The following is a 17,415-nucleotide window of genomic DNA, read 5'->3' as shown; positions in this document are numbered from 1 at the left end:
GCGGGGACGGTGGTGGTGGACGAGGGTGAGGGTGGGAAGCGTCTTGCGGAGTTCCTCGCGGTGAACAAGTTCATCTAGTCGCGGCCGAGTTGACCGCGCTCGGTGCCACGTCGGGTGCGCCGGGTTGGCCTCGTTCGGTTCGTTCATTCGTCCTGGTTTGTTCCGGTTCTGGAGTTTGGGGAGTGTGTCATGGCTGATGTGTTGGTGTTCGTGGATCATGTGGATGGTGTGGTGCGGAAGCCGTCGTTGGAGTTGTTGACGGTGGCGCGGCGGTTGGGTGATCCGGTGGCGGTGGTGGTGGGTGCGGGTGCGGGGGGTGCGGTGTCGGTGTTGGCTGGGCATGGTGCGGTGAGGGTGTTGGTGTCTGAGGCGTCGGTGTTTGGTGAGTTGTTGGTGGTGCCGAAGGTGGATGCGTTGGTGGCGGCGGTGGGGGCGGTGGGTCCGGTGGCGGTGTTGGTGTCGTCGTCGGCGGAGAATCGTGAGGTGGCGGCGCGGGTGGCGTTGCGGTGTGGTTCTGGGGTGATTACGGATGCGGTGGATGTGGAGGTGGGTGAGGGGGGTCCGGTGGCGGTGCAGTCGGTGTTTGCTGGTGGGTTCGTGGTGCGGTCGAGGGTGTCGCGGGGGGTGCCGGTGATTACGGTGAAGCCGAATGCTGCTGCGGTGGAGGAGGTTGTGGGGGCTGGTGTGGTGGAGGAGTTGGTGGTGGAGTTTTCGGATGTGTCGCTTGCAGGGCGGGTGGTGGTGCGTGAGGAGCGTGTGGTGTCGGGGCGTCCGGAGTTGACGGAGGCTGCGGTGGTGGTGGCTGGTGGGCGTGGGGTGAACGGTGCGGAGAACTTCGGGGTGATCGAGGACCTCGCGGATGCGTTGGGTGCGGCGGTGGGTGCTTCGCGAGCAGCCGTCGACGCGGGCTGGTACCCGCACGCGAGTCAGGTGGGGCAGACGGGCAAGAGTGTGTCGCCGCAGTTGTATGTGGCGAACGGGATCTCCGGGGCGATCCAGCATCGTGCGGGGATGCAGACGTCGAAGACGATCGTCGCGGTGAACAAGGACCCCGAAGCGCCGATCTTCGACCTGGTCGACTACGGCGTGGTCGGTGACCTGTTCACGGTCCTGCCCCAACTCACCGACGAGATCAACAAGCGCAAGGGCTAACCCCCGCACCCACCACGACAGGACCCACCCGGCCGACAGGACCCACAGGACCCGCAGGGCCGACAGGGCCGACAGCCGTCCGGGCCCCCGCGACCACGCACCACACCACCGGTCACGGGGGCCCGACCCATGCCGCAGGTTCGTTCAGCCGATCTCCCCGGGTATCTCGCCCGATCCGCGTATCAACAGCTGCGTGGGCAACTCGACCCACTCGGGCGGCGCCGAACCCGCCGCCCCGTCCAACCGGGCGAACAGCCGCTCCGCGGCGGTCCGTCCGAGCAGTGCCGCGTCCTGGGCCACCACGGTGAGACCCGGGTCCAGGAGGTCCGCCAGCTCCAGGTCGTCGAACCCCACCAGGGCGACGGGGCGCCGCCACTCGGCGAGGAGCCGTACGACCGTCACGGTGACGCGGTTGTTCCCCGCGAACACCGCCGTGACCGGATCGGCGTCGGACAGCATGTCCCGTGCCGCGAGCCGAACCCGTTCCGGTGAGGTGACTCCGAGCGACATCCAGGAGTCCGCGACGGGTATCCCCGCGTCCGCCATCGCGGCCCGGTACCCCCGTAGCCGCTCCGCCGCCGTGTGGATGCGGGGTTGGTCACCGATGAACCCGATCCTCCGGTGCCCGTGGGCGATCAGGTGCGCCACCCCGGCCCGGGTGCCCCCGAAGCTGTCCGACAGCACGGCGTCCGCCTCGATCCGGCCGGCCGGCCGGTCCACGAACACCGTGGCGATCCCCGCTCTGATCTCGGGCTCCAGGTACCGGTGGTCGTTCCCCGCGGGTATGATCAGCAGCCCGTCCACCCGTCGTGCGCACAACGCGAGCACCAACTCCCGTTCCCGCTCCGGGTCCTGGGCGCTCGACCCGTTGATGAGCAGCGCGCCGTACGTGCGGGCGACCTCTTCGACGGCGCGGCTCAACGGCCCGTAGAAGGGGTCGGCGAGGTCTTCCAGAACGAGCCCGATGCTGGCGGTGCGCCCCTTGCGCAGGACGCGGGCGCTGTCGTTGCGGCGGAACCCCAGTGCGTCGATGGCCTCCTGGACCCGCCGCTCGGTTTCGGGGGTCACCCCGGGCTCGCTGTTGACCACGCGGGAGACCGTCTTGAGGCCGACTCCCGCGCGCGCGGCGACGTCCTTCATGGTCGGACGATTGCCGTAGCGATTCTCGATCCTGGGGGATGTATCGGTCACTATGCGGTGTCCTGTCCTGTCGTCACACGGGTGTTCTGCGAGGGAGGGCGAACGCGTGGCGTCGAGCATAGAGCCTGGACAACGTTGTCAGATGGGGTGAGACTGCCCGACGGGCTTCGACTGTTCTTCCTTGGTGAACCGACTGGAGAGACCGACTCCGATGCACACCGACCTCGTCGCCGCGCTCGACATCGGCGGAACGAAGATCGCCGCGGCGCTGGTGGACGACCGGGGCCGGATCGCCCTGCGGGCCCGGCGTCCGACACCGGCGGCCCGGGACGGTGCGACCGTGCTGCGGGCGGTCGCGGAGACCGTCGGTGAACTGACGGCGTCCCCGTGGTGGCGGAGGGTGCGGGCGATCGGCATCGGCAGCGCCGGACCGGTGGACGCGGCGGCGGGAACGGTGAGCCCCGTGAACGTTCCCGGCTGGCGGGACTATCCGCTGGTCGAGCGGGTGCACGCACTGGTCGGCGGGCTGCCCGTCCGACTGGTCGGCGACGGGGTGGCGATGGCGGCCGCCGAGCACTGGCAGGGCGCGGCGCGCGGACACGCCAACGCGTTGTGCATGGTGGTGTCCACGGGGGTCGGCGGCGGGCTGGTTCTGGGCGGGCGTCTGCATCAGGGAGCCACCGGTAACGCCGGCCACATCGGGCACATCAGCGTGGACCTCGACGGTGATCCGTGCCCGTGCGGGGCGCGCGGCTGTGTGGAGGGTCTCGCGAGCGGCCCGAGCATCGTGCGGCGTGCCCGCGCGAACGGCTGGTGTCCGGCTCCCGACGCCGACGCTTCGGCCGCTTCCGTCGCGGACTCCGCCCGCGCCGGCGACCCGGCCGCCCGGGAGGCGTACGAGCGGGCGGCGCGGGCGCTGGCCGCGGGGATCGCGGCGACCGCGGCGCTGGTGGAGATCGACATCGCCGTGGTCGGTGGGGGAGTCGCGCAGGCGGGGGAGGTGCTGTTCGCCCCCCTGCGTCGGTCCTTGCCCGCGTACGCGACCCTGCCGTTCTGCCGCCCGCTTGCCGTGACCCCCGCGTCGTTGGGAACGGACGCGGGCCTCATCGGTGCTGCGGCGGCGGTGCTCGCCCCGGGGACGGGGCCGTGGTCACGGGCGGGCGACCCCGACCCCGAATCCGACCGTGCGACCGCGACCGCGACCGGCACCCGGACCGGGGACCGTGGGGTCCCCGCGCGGGAGGTCTGACCGGCGACGCGCCGAGGGGGCGGCTCAGGTGCTGGTCGGTGCTGCGGCGGCCGGGCTCTCGCTCGGCCGGGAGGATGCAGCGGGGGACTCGTCGGCCGGCCGGGGCGGCGAGGTCCGGCCGGGGGAGAGGAGCCCGACGACGAAGGCCACCGCGGTGAGGACCACGGCGCCCCACAGGAGCGTGCTGATGCCGGCCGTGTCCACGACCACGCCACCGAGGAAGGCGCCGAGGGCGATGGCAGCGGTGAAGACGCCGACGTAGAGCCCGGTCACGTGCTCGACGCGGTGCGGCGCGGCCTGGGTCATCCAGATCTGGCAGGCCACGGACAGCCCGCCGTAGGCCAGGCCCCACAGTGCGACGCTGATGCCGGTGAGGACGGAGACGGTGCTGAAGAGGGCGAGCAGCGCGATGGCCGCGCCGATGCCGGCCGTCAGGCCGAGCACCGTGCCCAGCGCGCGGCGTGCCGCCACGGCGCCGGCGGCGAAGTTGCCGACCAGTCCGAACAGGCCGTACACCAGCAGCACCAGGGCGATGGGGCCGGGGGACAGTTCGGTGCGCTCTTCGAGGACGGGCCGCACATAGGTGTAGGCGGCGAAGTGCGCGGTGACCAGGAACAGGATCAGCACCAGCCCGATCACCACCGCCGGGGTGCGCAGCAGGGGTTCGTGCCGGCCCTGCTCGTCCGAGCCGGGCGCCGCGGCCGGGCGGGGCAGCCGCGGCAGGACCACGACCAGTCCCACGGCGAGTGCCACCGCGGCGACGGAGAGCGCACCGAAGGCGACGCGCCAACTGAACGCGTTGCTGACGAAGGTGCCCAGCGGCACGCCGACGACGGAGGCCGCCGCGACCCCGCTGACCACGGAGGACACCGCCAGCGCGATGTTGCGCTGGGCCACGAGCCGGGTCGCGACCGCGGCCGAGAGGCCCCACACGGCTCCCATGCCGAGGCCCAGGACGACCCGGGAGACCACGAGCAGTCCGAAGCCCTGGGCCACCGCGCTCAGGGCGTTGCCCGCCGCCAGCACCACCATGGCCGCGGCGAGGACCACGCGTCGATCGAGTGCACCGAGGAGGCGGGGGACGGCCGGGGCGGTGACCGCGGTCACCAGACCGGTGATGGTCAGGCTGAGACCGGCGGTCCCCTGGGCGACGTCCAACCCGTCGGCCATCGGGGTCAGCACTCCCACCGGCAACATCTCGGAGGTCACGACCACGAACGTACTCAACGACAACACCAGGACCCCTAGCCATTGCCAGGGGGTCGTGCGATCCGGTTCCGAGCCGGTGCGTGGCACCGGTGCATGCGCGTCCATGCGACCAATCAAGCAGCGCACCGGGGCCGGAACAACAGCGATCTCCTCAAGGTTCCATGAGCTAGAGTAATCAATCACGGACGCTGAAGGGGCTGCGATGAACCAGGTCCACATCCAGGAGATCGAGTGCCTGCTCGTCCTCTCCGAAGAACTGCACTTCGGGCGGACGGCCACCCGACTGGGGTGTTCGCAGAGCCGGGTCAGCCAACTCGTCGCCGCCCTGGAACGCCGGGTCGGGGTGCGACTCGTGGACCGCACCAGTCGGAGCGTGGCCCTCAGCCGGTTCGGCGCGCAGTTCGTCAACGAGGTGCGCCCCGCCTACGACACCCTGACGACGGTGATCACCCAAGCCCGTGAGCGCGCCAGCAGCGGCGCCCTGCGGCAGCTGCGCATCGGCTTCCACGGCAGCGTCTACGAGGAGGTCACCGAGGCGTTCCGCAAGCTCCGGGCCCAGGACGACGTCACGATGGCGCTGAGCGAGATCCCCCTGGGGTCGCCCTTCACGGCGGTGCTCGGCGGCCGGCTCGACGCGGTCGTCGTGGAACTCCCGGTGAACGAGGCCGCGTTGACCGTCGGCTACCGCTTCCCCCCGCAGGACCGACTGCTCGCCGTCGCCACCTCCCACCCGCTGGCCGGGGCCCAGCGCGTGCACGTCGAGGAACTCGCCCGACTGGACGTCCTCCACCCCGTCGGGGACGCCCCCGACTACTGGATGGCGGCGCGGGTGCCCCGCGCCACCCCCGCGGGCGCGCCGATCCGTTCCACCACCGGGATCACCACCGTTCAGGAGGGGCTGGCGCTGGTCGCCGGGGGTGAGCACGGGATGTTGGTCTGCCGTCCATTGGCGGAGCGGGCCACCCGGAGCGATGTGCAGTACCTGCTGATCGACGGCCTTGACGAACCGTCACAGATGGCCCTGGTGTGGCGAACCGATCGCGCCAGCCGGCAACTGGTCTCGCTCGCACGGCTGTTGGACGCGGAGTTCGCTCGGGAACGAATTCCGGAGCGCCTTCCCGCATGAGCCGATACCCCTGCTGACCTGGGCAGTCGTGGCGCCGAGAGGGTGAGTGGGAGGGCCGCGCGGGCCTCGTTCCCGAGGTGCCGTGATGCCTGCGTCGGGTGGGCGCGACGCAGGTCACGGGGTGTTCCCCGCACTCCCCAACTCCCTTGATTCCGCGCCATCTCACATTGTGGAAAGCTCAAGAGAAGTCCTTGTGCCGGCCAATCATGCACTGCGATCATCGCCGCATGAGCACTCCGAACCGCATCGCTGACACGCCATCCGGCGTGCACCGCGGCTCGTTCCTGTGCGTCTGTTGTTGGGCCTGAACCCCCTTTCTGCACGGTTCGGTTCCCGATCTCTGCTGATCAGCCGCGCTTCATCGCGCCGCATCGGCACTGACGCACTCGGAGTCACCACGGTGAACGGCATCGCCCTCATAGGTACACCCCCCTGGTCAGCCGGGCGGGCGCCGCACCACCACCCCACCGCCCGTCACTCGGGTGGCGCCGTCCCGGTCCGTTCCACGTCCACCGATGCGCGCCCGGGGCGGAACTCCGGTCCCGGATACGAGTCCTGTTGTCGCCCCGCGCTCCGTCAGCTCCGCCCTGCGGTGCTCGACGCCCCCGTGCTCACGCCGGACGAAGGACGGCGTCGCCCCTAAGGGGCTTCGCACGACACTCACCGGTTCCCCCTGTGCCGATGCCACGGCACCCCCAGCCCACATGCGGGTTCGCGGGCCATGAGAAACGAGAGGATCCTTCATGTGCGGCATAGCCGGCTGGGTTGACCTAGCAGGACTCGGTCCGGACGCCCGGGCCATTGCCGAGAAGATGAACGACGCGCAGGTCCACCGGGGCCCGGACGGCTCCGGTGTGTGGCTCTCCCGTCAGGCGGTGATCGCCCACCGAAGGCTCTCGGTGATCGACATCGAGAACGGTGAGCAGCCGATGCTGTTCCCCCCGTCGGGCCCCGAGGCCCGGTTCGCCCTGTCCTACAACGGCGAGCTGTACAACCACCGGGAACTCCGAGTGGAGTTGGCCGCCCGGGGCCACCGCTTCCGTACCTCCAGCGACACCGAAGTCGTCCTCGCCGCCTGGGTGGAGTGGGGGGTGCGCGCCGTCGAACACTTCAACGGCATCTTCGCCTTCGCAATCTGGGACGACCAGGAAGAGAAGCTGTCGCTGGTGCGCGACCACCTGGGCGTGAAGCCGCTGCACTACCACCGAGACGGCGACCGTCTGATCTTCGGCTCCGAGGCCAAGGCGATCCTCGCCCACCCTGACGTGGTCACTTCGGTGGACGAGGACGGGCTACGGCAACTGGTGCTGCCGTTGCTGAAGTTCCCCGGAACCAACCCGTACCGCGGTATCTCGGAGGTGCTGCCCGGACAGGTCCTGGAGTTCTCCCGGTACGGCGTTCGCACGATTCGCTACTGGGACGTCCGGGACTTCATCGGTCGGCCGGCCCGGGCGGACGACCTCGACTCCGCGGTGGAGGGGCTGCGCACCCTGTTGCACGACGCGGTCGCCCGACAGACGATCGCCGACGTTCCGCTGTGCACCTTCCTCTCCGGCGGGCTGGACTCCTCGGCGGTCACGGCCATCGCGAACGGCCTGCCGGGGCGCACCTCCCCGGTGAGTTCGTTCTCCGTGGACTTCACCGACGTCGCCGACTCGACCGACTCGCGCTCCGCGCTGGACCGCCGTTACGCACGGGAAGCCGCGGACCACATCGGCTCGCGCCACGCGAACATCGTGCTGGACAGCCACCTGCTCGCCAGCGGCGCGGTGCGGGACGCCACGGTGCGCGCCCGGGACCTCCCCAACGGCTTCGGCGACCTCGACACCAGCCTGCTCCTGCTGTGCCGCGCGGTCCGTGAACACGCGACCGTCGCCCTGTCCGGTGAGGCGGCCGACGAGATCCTCGGTGGCTACCTGTGGTTCCAGGAGCCCCGGGCGGTGGAGGCGCAGACGTTTCCGTGGATGGCGGACAGCCCCGCCCACGGCTATCTGCACCAGCGCGTGCTCAGCACGATCGATCCGGGTCTCGCACGCCAACTGCGGCTGGACGAGTACCTGCGCGACGAGTACGCCACCGCGATCGGCGGCCTCACCTTCGACCCGGCGATCAGTGCCCGGGAGCGCCGCCACCGGGAGATCATCCACCTGGCCATCACCTACTTCCTGCCGATGCTGCTGGACCGCACCGACCGGCTGAGCATGGCCGGCGGCCTGGAGGTCAGGGTCCCGTTCTGCGACCACCGGATCGTCGAACACCTGGTCACGCTGTCCCGGCACGTCCACAACGCGGGCGGTCGGGAGAAGGGCGTCCTGCGCGACGCGGTGGCCGACCTGCTCCCGCCCGGTGTGCTGGAGCGCCGGAAGTCGCCCTACCCGACCACCCCGGACCCCGACTACTCGCGCCAGCTCGACCGGCAACTCACCGAGGTCATCGCCGACCCGCCGGACGGTCTCGCCGACATCTTCGCCCCGCACGTGCTCACCCCCGGCGGCCTCACCGACGCGGCGAGGTCACACGGCCTCGTCAGCAACTTCGAGGGCGAGGTCGTCCTCAACTTCGCCTCGTGGCTGCGCCAGTACACACCGAAGCTCGCGATCTAGGACCCCACCCCGACCGCTCCAACCACCCACGATCACAGCGCCGTTCGTCCACCACGGAACGACACCCTGGGAGTACGACCTTGTCCACCTCTGACATCCAGCAGCAGACCCGTGACCACCTCTGGCTGCACTTCACCAACCACGCGAAGCTCTCCGCCGGCGGCGAGGTCCCCGTCATCACCCGCGCCGAAGGCGCCTACCTCTGGGACGACCGGGGCAACCGGTTCCTGGACGGCCTCTCCGGGCTGTTCGCGGTCAACGCCGGCCACGGACGCCCCGAACTCGCGGAGGCCGCCGCGCGACAGATCCGCGAACTCGACTACTTCCCCATCTGGAACGCGGTGCACCCCCGCGCGGCGGAACTGGCCGAGGCACTCGCCGAGCGGGCCCCCGGCGACCTGAACCGGGTCTTCTTCACCAACAGCGGCAGCGAGAGCGTGGAGACCGCCTGGAAACTCATCAAGCAGTACTTCAAGGCCATCGGACAGCCCGGCCGCCACAAGGTGATCAGCCGCACGATCGCCTACCACGGCACCACCCAGGGCGCCCTGGCCATCACCTCCCTCCCCGGACTGCGGGCCCCCTTCGAACCGCTCGTACCGGGCGCCCACAAGGTGCCCACCAACGACATCTACCGCGCCCCGGAACACCTGCGCGACGACGAGGAGGCGTTCGGGCTCTGGGCCGCGGACCGGATCGCCGAAGCGATCGAGTTCGAGGGACCGGACACCGTCGCCGCGATCTTCCTCGAACCCGTACAGAACTCCGGTGCCGCGATCCCGCCGCCCCGCGGCTACTTCGAACGGGTCCGGGAGATCGCCGACCGGTACGGGGTGGTCCTCGTCGCCGACGAGGTCATCACCGCCTTCGGCCGCATCGGCGACTTCTTCGCGATCAACCGCTACGGGATCACCCCCGACATCATCACCGGCGCCAAGGGCATCACCTCCGGGTACATACCCGCCGGCGCGACGATCGTCAGCGACCGCCTGTTCGAGCCGTTCACGAAGAAGGAGAACACCTTCGTCCACGGACTCACCTTCGGCGGGCACCCGGTCGCCGCCGCCGTCGGGCTGGAGAACATCGCGATCTTCGAACGCGAGAAGCTGAACGAGAACGTCCGGGCGAACGAGGACCTGTTCCGCACCACCCTGGAGAAACTCCTCGACCTGCCGATCGTCGGCGACGTGCGCGGCGCCGGGTACTTCTGGGGCGTGGTGCTGGTCAAGGACAAGCACACCCGGGAACCCTTCACCGCCCCCGAACGCCGCCGCCTCCTGGACGAACTGCTGGCACCGGCGCTCCGCGAGGGCGGACTCCACGCCCGGCTCGACGAACGGGGCGACCCCGCGATCCTCCTGGCACCCCCGGCCATCGTCGGCGAAGCCGAGTTCACCTTCATCGAACAGGTGCTGCGCGCGGCCCTGACCGAAGCGTCCCTGAGGTTCTGAGGCATGGCGAAAACCCTGCACCCGGCACCACCCGGGAACACCACCCCGAAACGGCCGCCCGCGAGCCGGACCACCGCCGCGTACGTGCTGCGCCGCTGCGGCTACGGCGTGGTCGTGGTGTTCTCGGTCTACACCCTGTCGTTCTTCCTGCTCTACGCCCTGCCCAGCGACCCGGTCGCCCTCATGCTGGAACGCCGGTCCGCGGGGGCCGGCGGCGGCACGGCGGAACAGGTCGCCGCGCTGCGCGCCGAGTACGGGCTCGACCAGCCGTTGTTCGTCCGCTACCTCGACACGCTCGGGCAACTCCTGCGCTGGGACCTGGGAACCTCCTTCCAGTCGGGCAAGCCGGTGCCGGAGGTCCTCGCGGCGGTGGCCCCGAACACGATCAGCCTCGCGGCCGGCGGCCTCGCCCTCGCGGTGCCGCTGTCCCTCGCCCTGGCCCTGGCCACCTCCTGGCGGCGCGACGGCTTCCTGCACCGCACCCTGGTGAACGTCCCGGCGCTGATCGCGTCGATCCCCGCGTTCTGGCTCGGCCTGCTGCTCGTGCAACTGTTCTCCTTCACCCTCGGGTGGGTGCCGTCAGCGGGCGGGACCGGCCTGTCCGGCCTGGTACTGCCCGCGGTCGCGCTGGCCTTCCCGGTGTCGGCGTCGTTGACGGCCGTCCTCGTCCGCAGCCTCGACGACGTCCAGCAGGCGGCCTTCGTCGAACTGCTCCGGGCCCGCGGGCTGCCCTGGGGCCGGGTGTACCTCGCCCACGTGGTGCGCAACGCGCTGCTGCCCTTCGTGACCCTCGCCGGACTGACCGTCGGCGGAGTGCTGGTCGGCACCGTGATCACCGAGACGGTGTTCGCCCGGGCGGGCCTGGGCCGGCTGCTCGCGTCCTCCGTGGAGACGCAGGACGCCCCGGTGATCCTGGCGATCGCGGTGCTCGCCGCGCTGGTCTTCGCCGCCGTGAACCTCGCCGTCGACCTGCTGTACCCGGTCCTCGACCCGAGGACCCGGCACCGCAGCGGGGGAGCGCCCGCATGACCGCGACGACCGTGCCCCCGACACCGACACCGACACCGACACCACCGGCACCGACACGCGCACGGACCCGGAGCGCCGTTCCGTGGGTGGCGCTGAGCACCCTCGCCCTGGTGGCCGTCGCCGCGCTGTTCCCCCGGAGCATCGCCCCGGCGGACCCGTACGCCCAGGACGTCTCGCGACGTCTGCGACCCCCGTGCGCCGAGCACTTCTTCGGCACCGACGAACTCGGCCGCGACCTGTTCAGCCGGGTCGTCCACGGCACCCAGGCCAGCCTGTCGATCGCGCTCCTCGCGCTGGCGTTCGCCTTCGGCCTGAGCATCGTGGTCGGCCTGGTCGCGGGCTACTTCGGGGGCGTCGTGGACCGGGTGCTGATGGCCACGGTGGACGTCCTGCTCGCCCTGCCCTCCCTGCTGATCTCGCTGCTGATCGTCTCGGGCCTGGGCACCGGCCCGGTCAACCTCGCCGTCGCCGTCGGCATCGCCTCGGTGCCCGCCCTGGTCCGGGTCACCCGCGCCGAGGTGCTGCGCGTCAGCGCCCAGACCTTCGTGGAGGCGGCGAAGGGCTTCGGACTGCCCCGGTACCGCATCCTCCTGCGACACGTCCTTCCCCACGCCAGGGGACCGATCACCGCGCTGGGCGCACTGGAGTTGGCGACGATGGTGCTGTCGGTCTCCGCCCTGAGCTTCCTGGGGTACGGCACCCAACCGCCGGACCCGGAGTGGGGGAGCCTGATCGCCGGCGGCCGCAACCACTTCGCCACGGCATGGTGGCTCACCACCCTGCCCGGCGTGGTGCTCGCGGGCGTGGTGCTCGCGCTGCACCGCCTGGGACGGGCGCTCGGCGCGTCGGAAGCGGGGCTCGCATGACCGCCCCCACCCGGCCGACGACCGGGCCCGATCCCCTGCTCCGACTCGAAGGGCTCCGGGTGGCCTACCCCGGAGGTCGGGGACGCGCCGCCACGGTCGCCGTCGACGACCTGTCCGTCACCGTCCCGCCGGGGCGTGCGGTCGCCCTCGTCGGCGAGTCCGGCTCCGGCAAGTCCACGACCCTGCACGCGCTCCTCGGCATCGCGGCGCGCAGCGCCCGGGTCGACTACGCCCGGCTGGAGTTCCAGGACGCCACCGGCGAACTCCGCCGGATCACCGACCCCCGGTCCCTGCGCGGCCGGTCGGTCGGACTCGTCCCCCAGGACCCGATCCGCTCGCTCGACCCGCTGATGCGGATCGGCGCGCAGTTCGCCGAGCTGTACCGGCACTTCCTGCGGCTCACCGACCGGGAGGAGAGCCGCGCCCGGACCGTCGCCGCGCTCGAAGCCGTCGGCGTCGACCGGCCGGAGCTGCGCCTGCGCCAGTACCCGCACGAACTGTCCGGAGGACAGCGGCAACGCATCCTGATCGCCCTCGCCCTGATCGGCGAACCGCGCCTGCTGCTCGCCGACGAACCGACCTCCAACCTGGACGCCACCGTCCAACGGCGGGTACTGGACCTCTTCGACGAGGTGCGGGAGAGCCGGGACCTGTCGATGCTGCTGGTCACCCATGACATCGCGGTGGCCGGTGAACGCGCCGACCACGTCCTGGTGATGCGGGACGGCCGCGTCGTCGAGTCCGGGCCGACCCAGCAGGTCCTCGGTGACCCGCAGGACGCCTACACCCGACAACTGCTGACCTCCCAGCCCAGCAGGCTGCCGGCCCGCCCCGCGGCGCAGGTCGCCAAGGACGCGCCACCGCCCGTGCTCGAAGCGCGCGGGCTCGGCAAGTCGTTCGTCAGCGAACGGGGCCACGAGCGGGTCCACGCGGTGCAGGACGTGAGCCTCGGCCTCCACCGCGGGCAGACCGTCGCGATCGTCGGCGAGTCAGGAGCGGGGAAGTCCACCCTGCTGCGGCTGCTGACCGGACTCGAAGCCGCCGACAGCGGCACCGTGCTCCTCGACGGTCAGGAACTGCGCCCCGTCCGACGGGCCCGTGCGGAGTTCGCCCGCCGGGTGCAACTCGTCTACCAGAACCCCGCCCGCAGCCTGAACCCCTCGCTGGCCGTCGGCCGCGCCGTCACGGAACCGCTGGAAGCACACGGCGTCGGCACCAAACGGTGGCGCGCCCAGCGCGCCCGGGAACTCCTCGAACAGGTCGACCTGCCGGCAGCCCTCGCCGACCGCCGCCCCGCCCAACTGTCCGGCGGACAGTTGCAGCGGGTCGCGATCGCCCGGGCGCTCGCCCTCGACCCGGACGTCGTCGTGCTCGACGAACCCGTCTCGGCGCTCGACCAGGCCGTGCAGTTCGCCCTGCTGGAACTCCTCGGCGAGCTCCAGGCCCGCCGCGGCATGGCCTACCTCCTGGTCTCCCACGACCTCGGGGTGGTCCGCGCCGTCGCCGACGAGGTGCTGGTCATGCACCGGGGGCGGGTCGAGGAACGCGGCCCCACCGAGGCCGTGTTCGAGGCCCCCACCAGCCCGCACACCCGGGCCCTGCTGGACGCGGTCCCCGCGCTCCGGCTCGCTCCGCCCGCCGACCCCGCCACCACGGCCCGTCCGTCCACCGCTTCCGACCCCGCCGTCCCCTCCGCTCCGCTGACCTCTCTCACCGCTACCCCTCTCACCTCTCCAGACAGGACACCTTCACCATGACCCGCGCGCCCCTGACGCGCCTGCTCGCCGCCTCCGGAGCAGCAACCCTCCTCCTGACGGGCTGCTCCGCCGGAGACGACGCCGCCTCCGGCGACACGGACACGACCCATCTGCGCGTGGCGTACGGCTGGTACCCGACCTGCTTCGACTACGCGCAGTCCAACCCGTTCGCGCTCTTCGGCCGACAGGTGCTGGACACCCTGCTCAGCGAGGACCCCACCACCGGCCAGCTCGAACCGTATCTGGCCGAGTCCTGGAAGACCCTGGACGGCGGGCGCGCCTACGAGTTCACGATCCGTGACGGAGTGACCTTCAGCAACGGCGAGAAGCTGACCGCACAGGTCGTCGCGGATAACTTCGAGAAGCTCTGGGACCTGGCCGAGCAGGGCGTCTCCCAGACCCCCGGCGCCTACCTGCGCGGCTACGAACGGGCCCGGGCCGTCGACGGGCGGAAGGTGCGCATCGAGTTCAAGGAGCCCAACGCGGGCTTCCTCCAGGCCAACAGCGAGGGCCAGTTCGGGATCATCGCCCCCGAGTCCCTGGCGAAGAGCCCGAAGGAGCGCTGCGCGGAGGGCACCGTCGGCTCGGGACCCTTCGTGCTGGACGAGGCCGTCCAGGACGAACGCGTCGAGTACGTCCAGCGCAAGGACTACGACTGGGCCCCCGAGACGTACGGGCGCAAGGGCGCGTCCGCACTGGAGCGGGTGACCGTCCAGATCGTGCCCGAGGAGAGCCTGCGGGCCGCCGGCGTCGTGTCCGGGGAGTACGACCTCGCGTACTCGATGACCGAGACGGGGCTCGCCCAGGCCGAGAAGCAGAGCGGCGTCACCACCGTGCTCGCCGCCAACCGCGGCGTGGTGAACACCTTCGTCGCCAACACGGCCGACCCGGTCCTCGCCGACCCGGCCGTACGCCGGGCCATCCAACACGGCATCGACCGCGCGGAGTTCGTCGACACGTTCTACGGCGAGGGCGTCGAACCCGCCACCAACGTGGTCTCCCGCGGCCACCCGTCCTACGAGGACCACAGCGATCTGCTCCGCCACGACCCCGACCACAGCCGGGGGCTCCTCGACCGGGCCGGCTGGAAGAAGGGCGACGACGGCGTCCGGGTCAAGGACGGCCGCCGACTGGAGGTGTCCCTGACCTTCGCCGGGACCGACATCGGCACCGCCGCTTCGGGCTGGGAGTACGTGAAGGACAACCTCGCCGACCTCGGCATCGCGGTCGAGCTCAACCGGGTGTCCGAGGCGGAACAGGCGGACCTCCGCAAGTCCGGTGACTGGCAACTCGCCGTCTACCAGGGGGCCAGCCGCGGCGACGCCGACGGCATCGCCGCGTTCTACCACACCGAGCTCGCACCCTGGGACGGGCAGGCCCCACGGCCGGCCGTCGACTCGCTCCTCGCCCGACAGGCCGCCACCGCCGACCCGGCGAAGCGCCGCGCCCTGGTCGACGACGCGGTGACCAGGATCCTCAAGCAGGCGTACGGCATCCCGCTGTTCGACTCCGCCCAGGTCCTGTTGGCGCGGACGAACGTCAAGGAGCTGACCTTCCCCGTCAACTCCTGGGAGCCGATCTTCCACCGCGTCAAGAAGAACTGACCCGCGCAGCACCCGAACACACCCCACAGCGAGAGGGAAAGATGTCAACCTCGTCACCGGCCGCCACCTCGGCGGCCGGGCCCCCACGACAGGCCGGCGGCACCCCGACGGTGCTGCTCAACGCGCAGTACCTGCCCACGAGTCGGGACTGGCGGACGGCGGCGGGCCGCGCCGACTCCCCGTTCCGGGTGGACACCTTCCTGCGGGCCGCCCAACAGGCGGAGGCCGCAGGGGTCGACGCCCTGTTCCAGGCCGACTTCTCCGGAGTGAACCGTGCCGGGCTGCGCGCGGGCCCTCCGCTGACCGTGTTCGAGCCGTTCCAGATGGCGGCGCTGATCGCCAGCGCCACCACCCGGATCGCGGTGATGCCGACCGTCTCCACGATGTACACGCACCCCTCCGCCTTCGCGCGCAGCCTCGCCAGCCTGGACCGGATATCCGCCGGGCGGGCCTGGGTCAACGTGGTGTCGTCCTTCCGGTCGGGCACGGCCCTCGGCGTCCAGCGCCAGGTGCCCCGGGACCGACGCCACGTCCAGACCGAGGAGTTCATCCAGGTCGCCCGACGGCTGTGGGCGAGTTGGCCGCCGGAGGCGAACCGGCCCGACCGGGCGACGGACCGCTTCGTCCGCGAGGACCTCATCACGGACGTCACCCACCACGGCGAGTTCTACGACCAGACCGGCCCCATCGACATGGCGCCCTACTCGCCCGCGTTCCCGTTCACTCTGGAGGCCACCTCCTCACTCGAAGGGCTGCGGCTGGCCGCCCGCACCGCCGACGGCGTCTTCGCGGGCACCGCCACCCTCGGCGCGGCCAAGGAACTGCGACGCATCCTCCGCCGCGAGGCACGGGCAGCCGGCCGCCCCGAGGACGCGGTCGCCCTGCTGCCCGGCAGCTACGTGCACGTCGTCGGCACCGAGGACGAGGCCACACGGCTGCTCCGCGCCCAGCGCGCGCACGCCGGCGCCCACGGCGGGCGGCTCGCACTCGACGAAGTGCGGGCGCGGTACCCCGTGCTGCACCTGGACGGCCTCGGTCCGGCCGACCGACTGCCCGCCCGGGTGCTTCCCGAGGACCCCGACGAGGTCTTCGCGACGCACGGTTCGCGGTACCTGCCGCTGTGGGACCTCGCCCGGGCGGGCGGCCGGACCGTCGGGGAGTTCGCGGCGGAGGCGGTCGGCCTCGCCGAGCACGCACGGTTCGTGGGCACCCCCGAGCAGATCGGGGACGAGATGCGCCGGTGGTACGACGAGGGCGGTGTCGACGGCTTCCAACTGATCCTCGGCAACGACTTCGACGCGCTCTGCGAAGGCGTCGTCCCCCGGCTGCGGGGCAGCGGCACCCCCGCCCCGCACGGCGCTGCGCACCGCCGACCGGCCACCACGGGATCCTCCCCGCGCCCCTAGGGCCCGGCGCCCACCCGGAACGCTCCGGTGTCCCGACGGACCCGTCGGGACACCCGGGCGCGTGCGATCCGTCCACCCGCAGAGCACGTCCAGGAAACAGGAGAGGTAGCCACGCATGACCGATTGCAAGCGGGCGTCCACCGTCGACGCGGACACGCGCGCAGTGCCCCCCGAGGCGACACCCCCCGACGCCGCACGCACCGCCCTGTGGAAACGCCGCCTGTTCGAAGGGGAGGCCGGCCTGACCCGGTTCGTCGTCGAAGCGCGGGCGGGGCTGCACATGCAGGACCTCCTGCGGGTCAAGCACGCCATCTTCGAGGGGCTGCCGCAGGGCGAGGGGGAAGAGGAGTGGAAGGCGGCGTTCTTCCGCGGGCAGGCCCTGATGGAGAAGTTCGTCGTGGGCCACTTCGGCCTCGACGACCTCGCCTCCTGGGCGGCGTCCAACAGCACGATCTACGCGGCCGTCGACCCCGCCCCCAAGCACGACGCCGTCGTTCCGCTGGAACGGCTCAACGCCCAGGCGGACCTCTACGGCTCCGACACCGAGTGGGTCGAGAACGGACCCGAACGCGCCGTGCTGCGCATCCGGCGCTGCGCCATCTGGGAGTACCGCGAACTGGCCCGCGAACGCGGCGTCACCCTGACGCTCCGGTCCCCGTGCGAGTACTGCGTGCCGGCGACGACCGGAATGATCACCAAGAAGGGACTGCGCGCCGCACACGAACTGACCGAGGGCCCGAGCGGCAACGGATGCGTGTGGACCACCTCCCGCGCACGCCCCCGACCCGCCGGCGGCCACCACCCCGATCCCGAAGGATGACTT

At 71.5% G+C, this 17,415-nt stretch carries 13 protein-coding genes; 11 read left to right on the top strand and 2 right to left on the bottom strand.

Features of this window, described 5'->3' with window-relative positions; all coding sequences use genetic code 11:
- Positions 1-189 precede the first annotated feature (189 nt).
- Complete coding sequence (locus ACFYOU_RS14560; RefSeq protein ID WP_391305769.1) at positions 190-1,152, top strand: FAD-binding protein; 963 nt, start codon at positions 190-192, stop codon at positions 1,150-1,152.
- Between the two features lie 144 nt (positions 1,153-1,296).
- Here the strand turns inward: ACFYOU_RS14560 and ACFYOU_RS14555 are convergent, their stop codons facing one another.
- Positions 1,297-2,292, bottom strand: a complete 996-nt coding sequence (locus tag ACFYOU_RS14555) for a substrate-binding domain-containing protein (RefSeq protein WP_391305767.1) — start codon at positions 2,290-2,292, stop codon at positions 1,297-1,299.
- A gap of 211 nt (positions 2,293-2,503) precedes the next feature.
- Here ACFYOU_RS14555 and ACFYOU_RS14550 point away from each other — a divergent pair, with 211 nt between their 5' ends.
- Entirely contained in the window at positions 2,504-3,541 is a 1,038-nt protein-coding gene (locus ACFYOU_RS14550; protein ID WP_391305765.1) for an ROK family protein, read from the top strand.
- Positions 3,542-3,565: 24 nt separating this feature from the next.
- Here ACFYOU_RS14550 and ACFYOU_RS14545 read toward each other — a convergent pair whose 3' ends face one another.
- On the bottom strand, positions 3,566-4,855 hold the full coding sequence (locus tag ACFYOU_RS14545) for an MFS transporter (RefSeq protein WP_391305763.1): 1,290 nt from the start codon (positions 4,853-4,855) through the stop codon (positions 3,566-3,568).
- A 97-nt stretch (positions 4,856-4,952) separates the two neighbouring features.
- On the opposite strand from ACFYOU_RS14545, the gene ACFYOU_RS14540 reads away from it, so the two are divergent.
- From ACFYOU_RS14540 to ACFYOU_RS14500, 9 genes are all read left to right on the top strand, one after another.
- Positions 4,953-5,876, top strand: a complete 924-nt coding sequence (locus tag ACFYOU_RS14540; protein WP_391305762.1) for a LysR family transcriptional regulator — start codon at positions 4,953-4,955, stop codon at positions 5,874-5,876.
- A gap of 743 nt (positions 5,877-6,619) precedes the next feature.
- On the top strand, positions 6,620-8,479 hold the full coding sequence (asnB, locus tag ACFYOU_RS14535) for an asparagine synthase (glutamine-hydrolyzing) (protein ID WP_389767396.1): 1,860 nt from the start codon (positions 6,620-6,622) through the stop codon (positions 8,477-8,479).
- A gap of 80 nt (positions 8,480-8,559) precedes the next feature.
- Positions 8,560-9,930 carry an aspartate aminotransferase family protein gene (locus ACFYOU_RS14530; protein WP_387005520.1) on the top strand — a complete coding sequence of 457 codons (1,371 nt, stop codon included), beginning with the start codon at positions 8,560-8,562 and terminating at the stop codon, positions 9,928-9,930.
- Positions 9,931-9,933: 3 nt separating this feature from the next.
- Complete coding sequence (locus tag ACFYOU_RS14525; RefSeq protein WP_389767398.1) at positions 9,934-10,959, top strand: ABC transporter permease; 1,026 nt, start codon at positions 9,934-9,936, stop codon at positions 10,957-10,959.
- Positions 10,960-11,045: 86 nt separating this feature from the next.
- On the top strand, positions 11,046-11,825 hold the full coding sequence (locus ACFYOU_RS14520) for an ABC transporter permease subunit (protein WP_391305759.1): 780 nt from the start codon (positions 11,046-11,048) through the stop codon (positions 11,823-11,825).
- Positions 11,822-13,582 (top strand): dipeptide ABC transporter ATP-binding protein, encoded by a 1,761-nt coding sequence (locus tag ACFYOU_RS14515; protein WP_391305756.1) that lies wholly within the window; start codon positions 11,822-11,824, stop codon positions 13,580-13,582. The genes ACFYOU_RS14520 and ACFYOU_RS14515 overlap by 4 nt, the downstream gene beginning before the upstream one ends.
- A complete protein-coding gene (locus ACFYOU_RS14510; RefSeq protein WP_391305754.1) occupies positions 13,579-15,186 on the top strand; it encodes an ABC transporter substrate-binding protein in 1,608 nt (535 codons plus the stop codon). The genes ACFYOU_RS14515 and ACFYOU_RS14510 overlap by 4 nt, the downstream gene beginning before the upstream one ends.
- A 41-nt stretch (positions 15,187-15,227) precedes the next feature.
- Positions 15,228-16,592, top strand: coding sequence for an LLM class flavin-dependent oxidoreductase (locus tag ACFYOU_RS14505; RefSeq protein WP_391305751.1), 1,365 nt, complete (start codon positions 15,228-15,230; stop codon positions 16,590-16,592).
- Between the two features lie 115 nt (positions 16,593-16,707).
- Positions 16,708-17,412 carry a hypothetical protein gene (locus tag ACFYOU_RS14500; RefSeq protein ID WP_391305749.1) on the top strand — a complete coding sequence of 235 codons (705 nt, stop codon included), beginning with the start codon at positions 16,708-16,710 and terminating at the stop codon, positions 17,410-17,412.
- Positions 17,413-17,415: the final 3 nt, after the last annotated feature.

It is taken from the genome of Streptomyces sp. NPDC005955 (genome assembly GCF_042871255.1).
Taxonomy (GTDB): domain Bacteria; phylum Actinomycetota; class Actinomycetes; order Streptomycetales; family Streptomycetaceae; genus Streptomyces.
This window is presented reverse-complemented; position numbering and strand designations above follow the sequence as displayed.

Excerpts from the sequence above, each read along its gene's own strand:
- ACFYOU_RS14560 (WP_391305769.1), top strand. The coding sequence starts at position 190 with ATGGCTGATGTGTTGGTGTTCGTGGATCATGTGGATGGTGTGGTGCGG.
- ACFYOU_RS14555 (WP_391305767.1), bottom strand. The coding sequence starts at position 2,292 with ATGAAGGACGTCGCCGCGCGCGCGGGAGTCGGCCTCAAGACGGTCTCC.
- ACFYOU_RS14550 (WP_391305765.1), top strand. The coding sequence starts at position 2,504 with ATGCACACCGACCTCGTCGCCGCGCTCGACATCGGCGGAACGAAGATC.
- ACFYOU_RS14545 (WP_391305763.1), bottom strand. The coding sequence starts at position 4,855 with ATGGACGCGCATGCACCGGTGCCACGCACCGGCTCGGAACCGGATCGC.
- ACFYOU_RS14540 (WP_391305762.1), top strand. The coding sequence starts at position 4,953 with ATGAACCAGGTCCACATCCAGGAGATCGAGTGCCTGCTCGTCCTCTCC.
- asnB (WP_389767396.1), top strand. The coding sequence starts at position 6,620 with ATGTGCGGCATAGCCGGCTGGGTTGACCTAGCAGGACTCGGTCCGGAC.
- ACFYOU_RS14525 (WP_389767398.1), top strand. The coding sequence starts at position 9,934 with ATGGCGAAAACCCTGCACCCGGCACCACCCGGGAACACCACCCCGAAA.
- ACFYOU_RS14515 (WP_391305756.1), top strand. The coding sequence starts at position 11,822 with ATGACCGCCCCCACCCGGCCGACGACCGGGCCCGATCCCCTGCTCCGA.
- ACFYOU_RS14510 (WP_391305754.1), top strand. The coding sequence starts at position 13,579 with ATGACCCGCGCGCCCCTGACGCGCCTGCTCGCCGCCTCCGGAGCAGCA.
- ACFYOU_RS14505 (WP_391305751.1), top strand. The coding sequence starts at position 15,228 with ATGTCAACCTCGTCACCGGCCGCCACCTCGGCGGCCGGGCCCCCACGA.
- ACFYOU_RS14500 (WP_391305749.1), top strand. The coding sequence starts at position 16,708 with ATGACCGATTGCAAGCGGGCGTCCACCGTCGACGCGGACACGCGCGCA.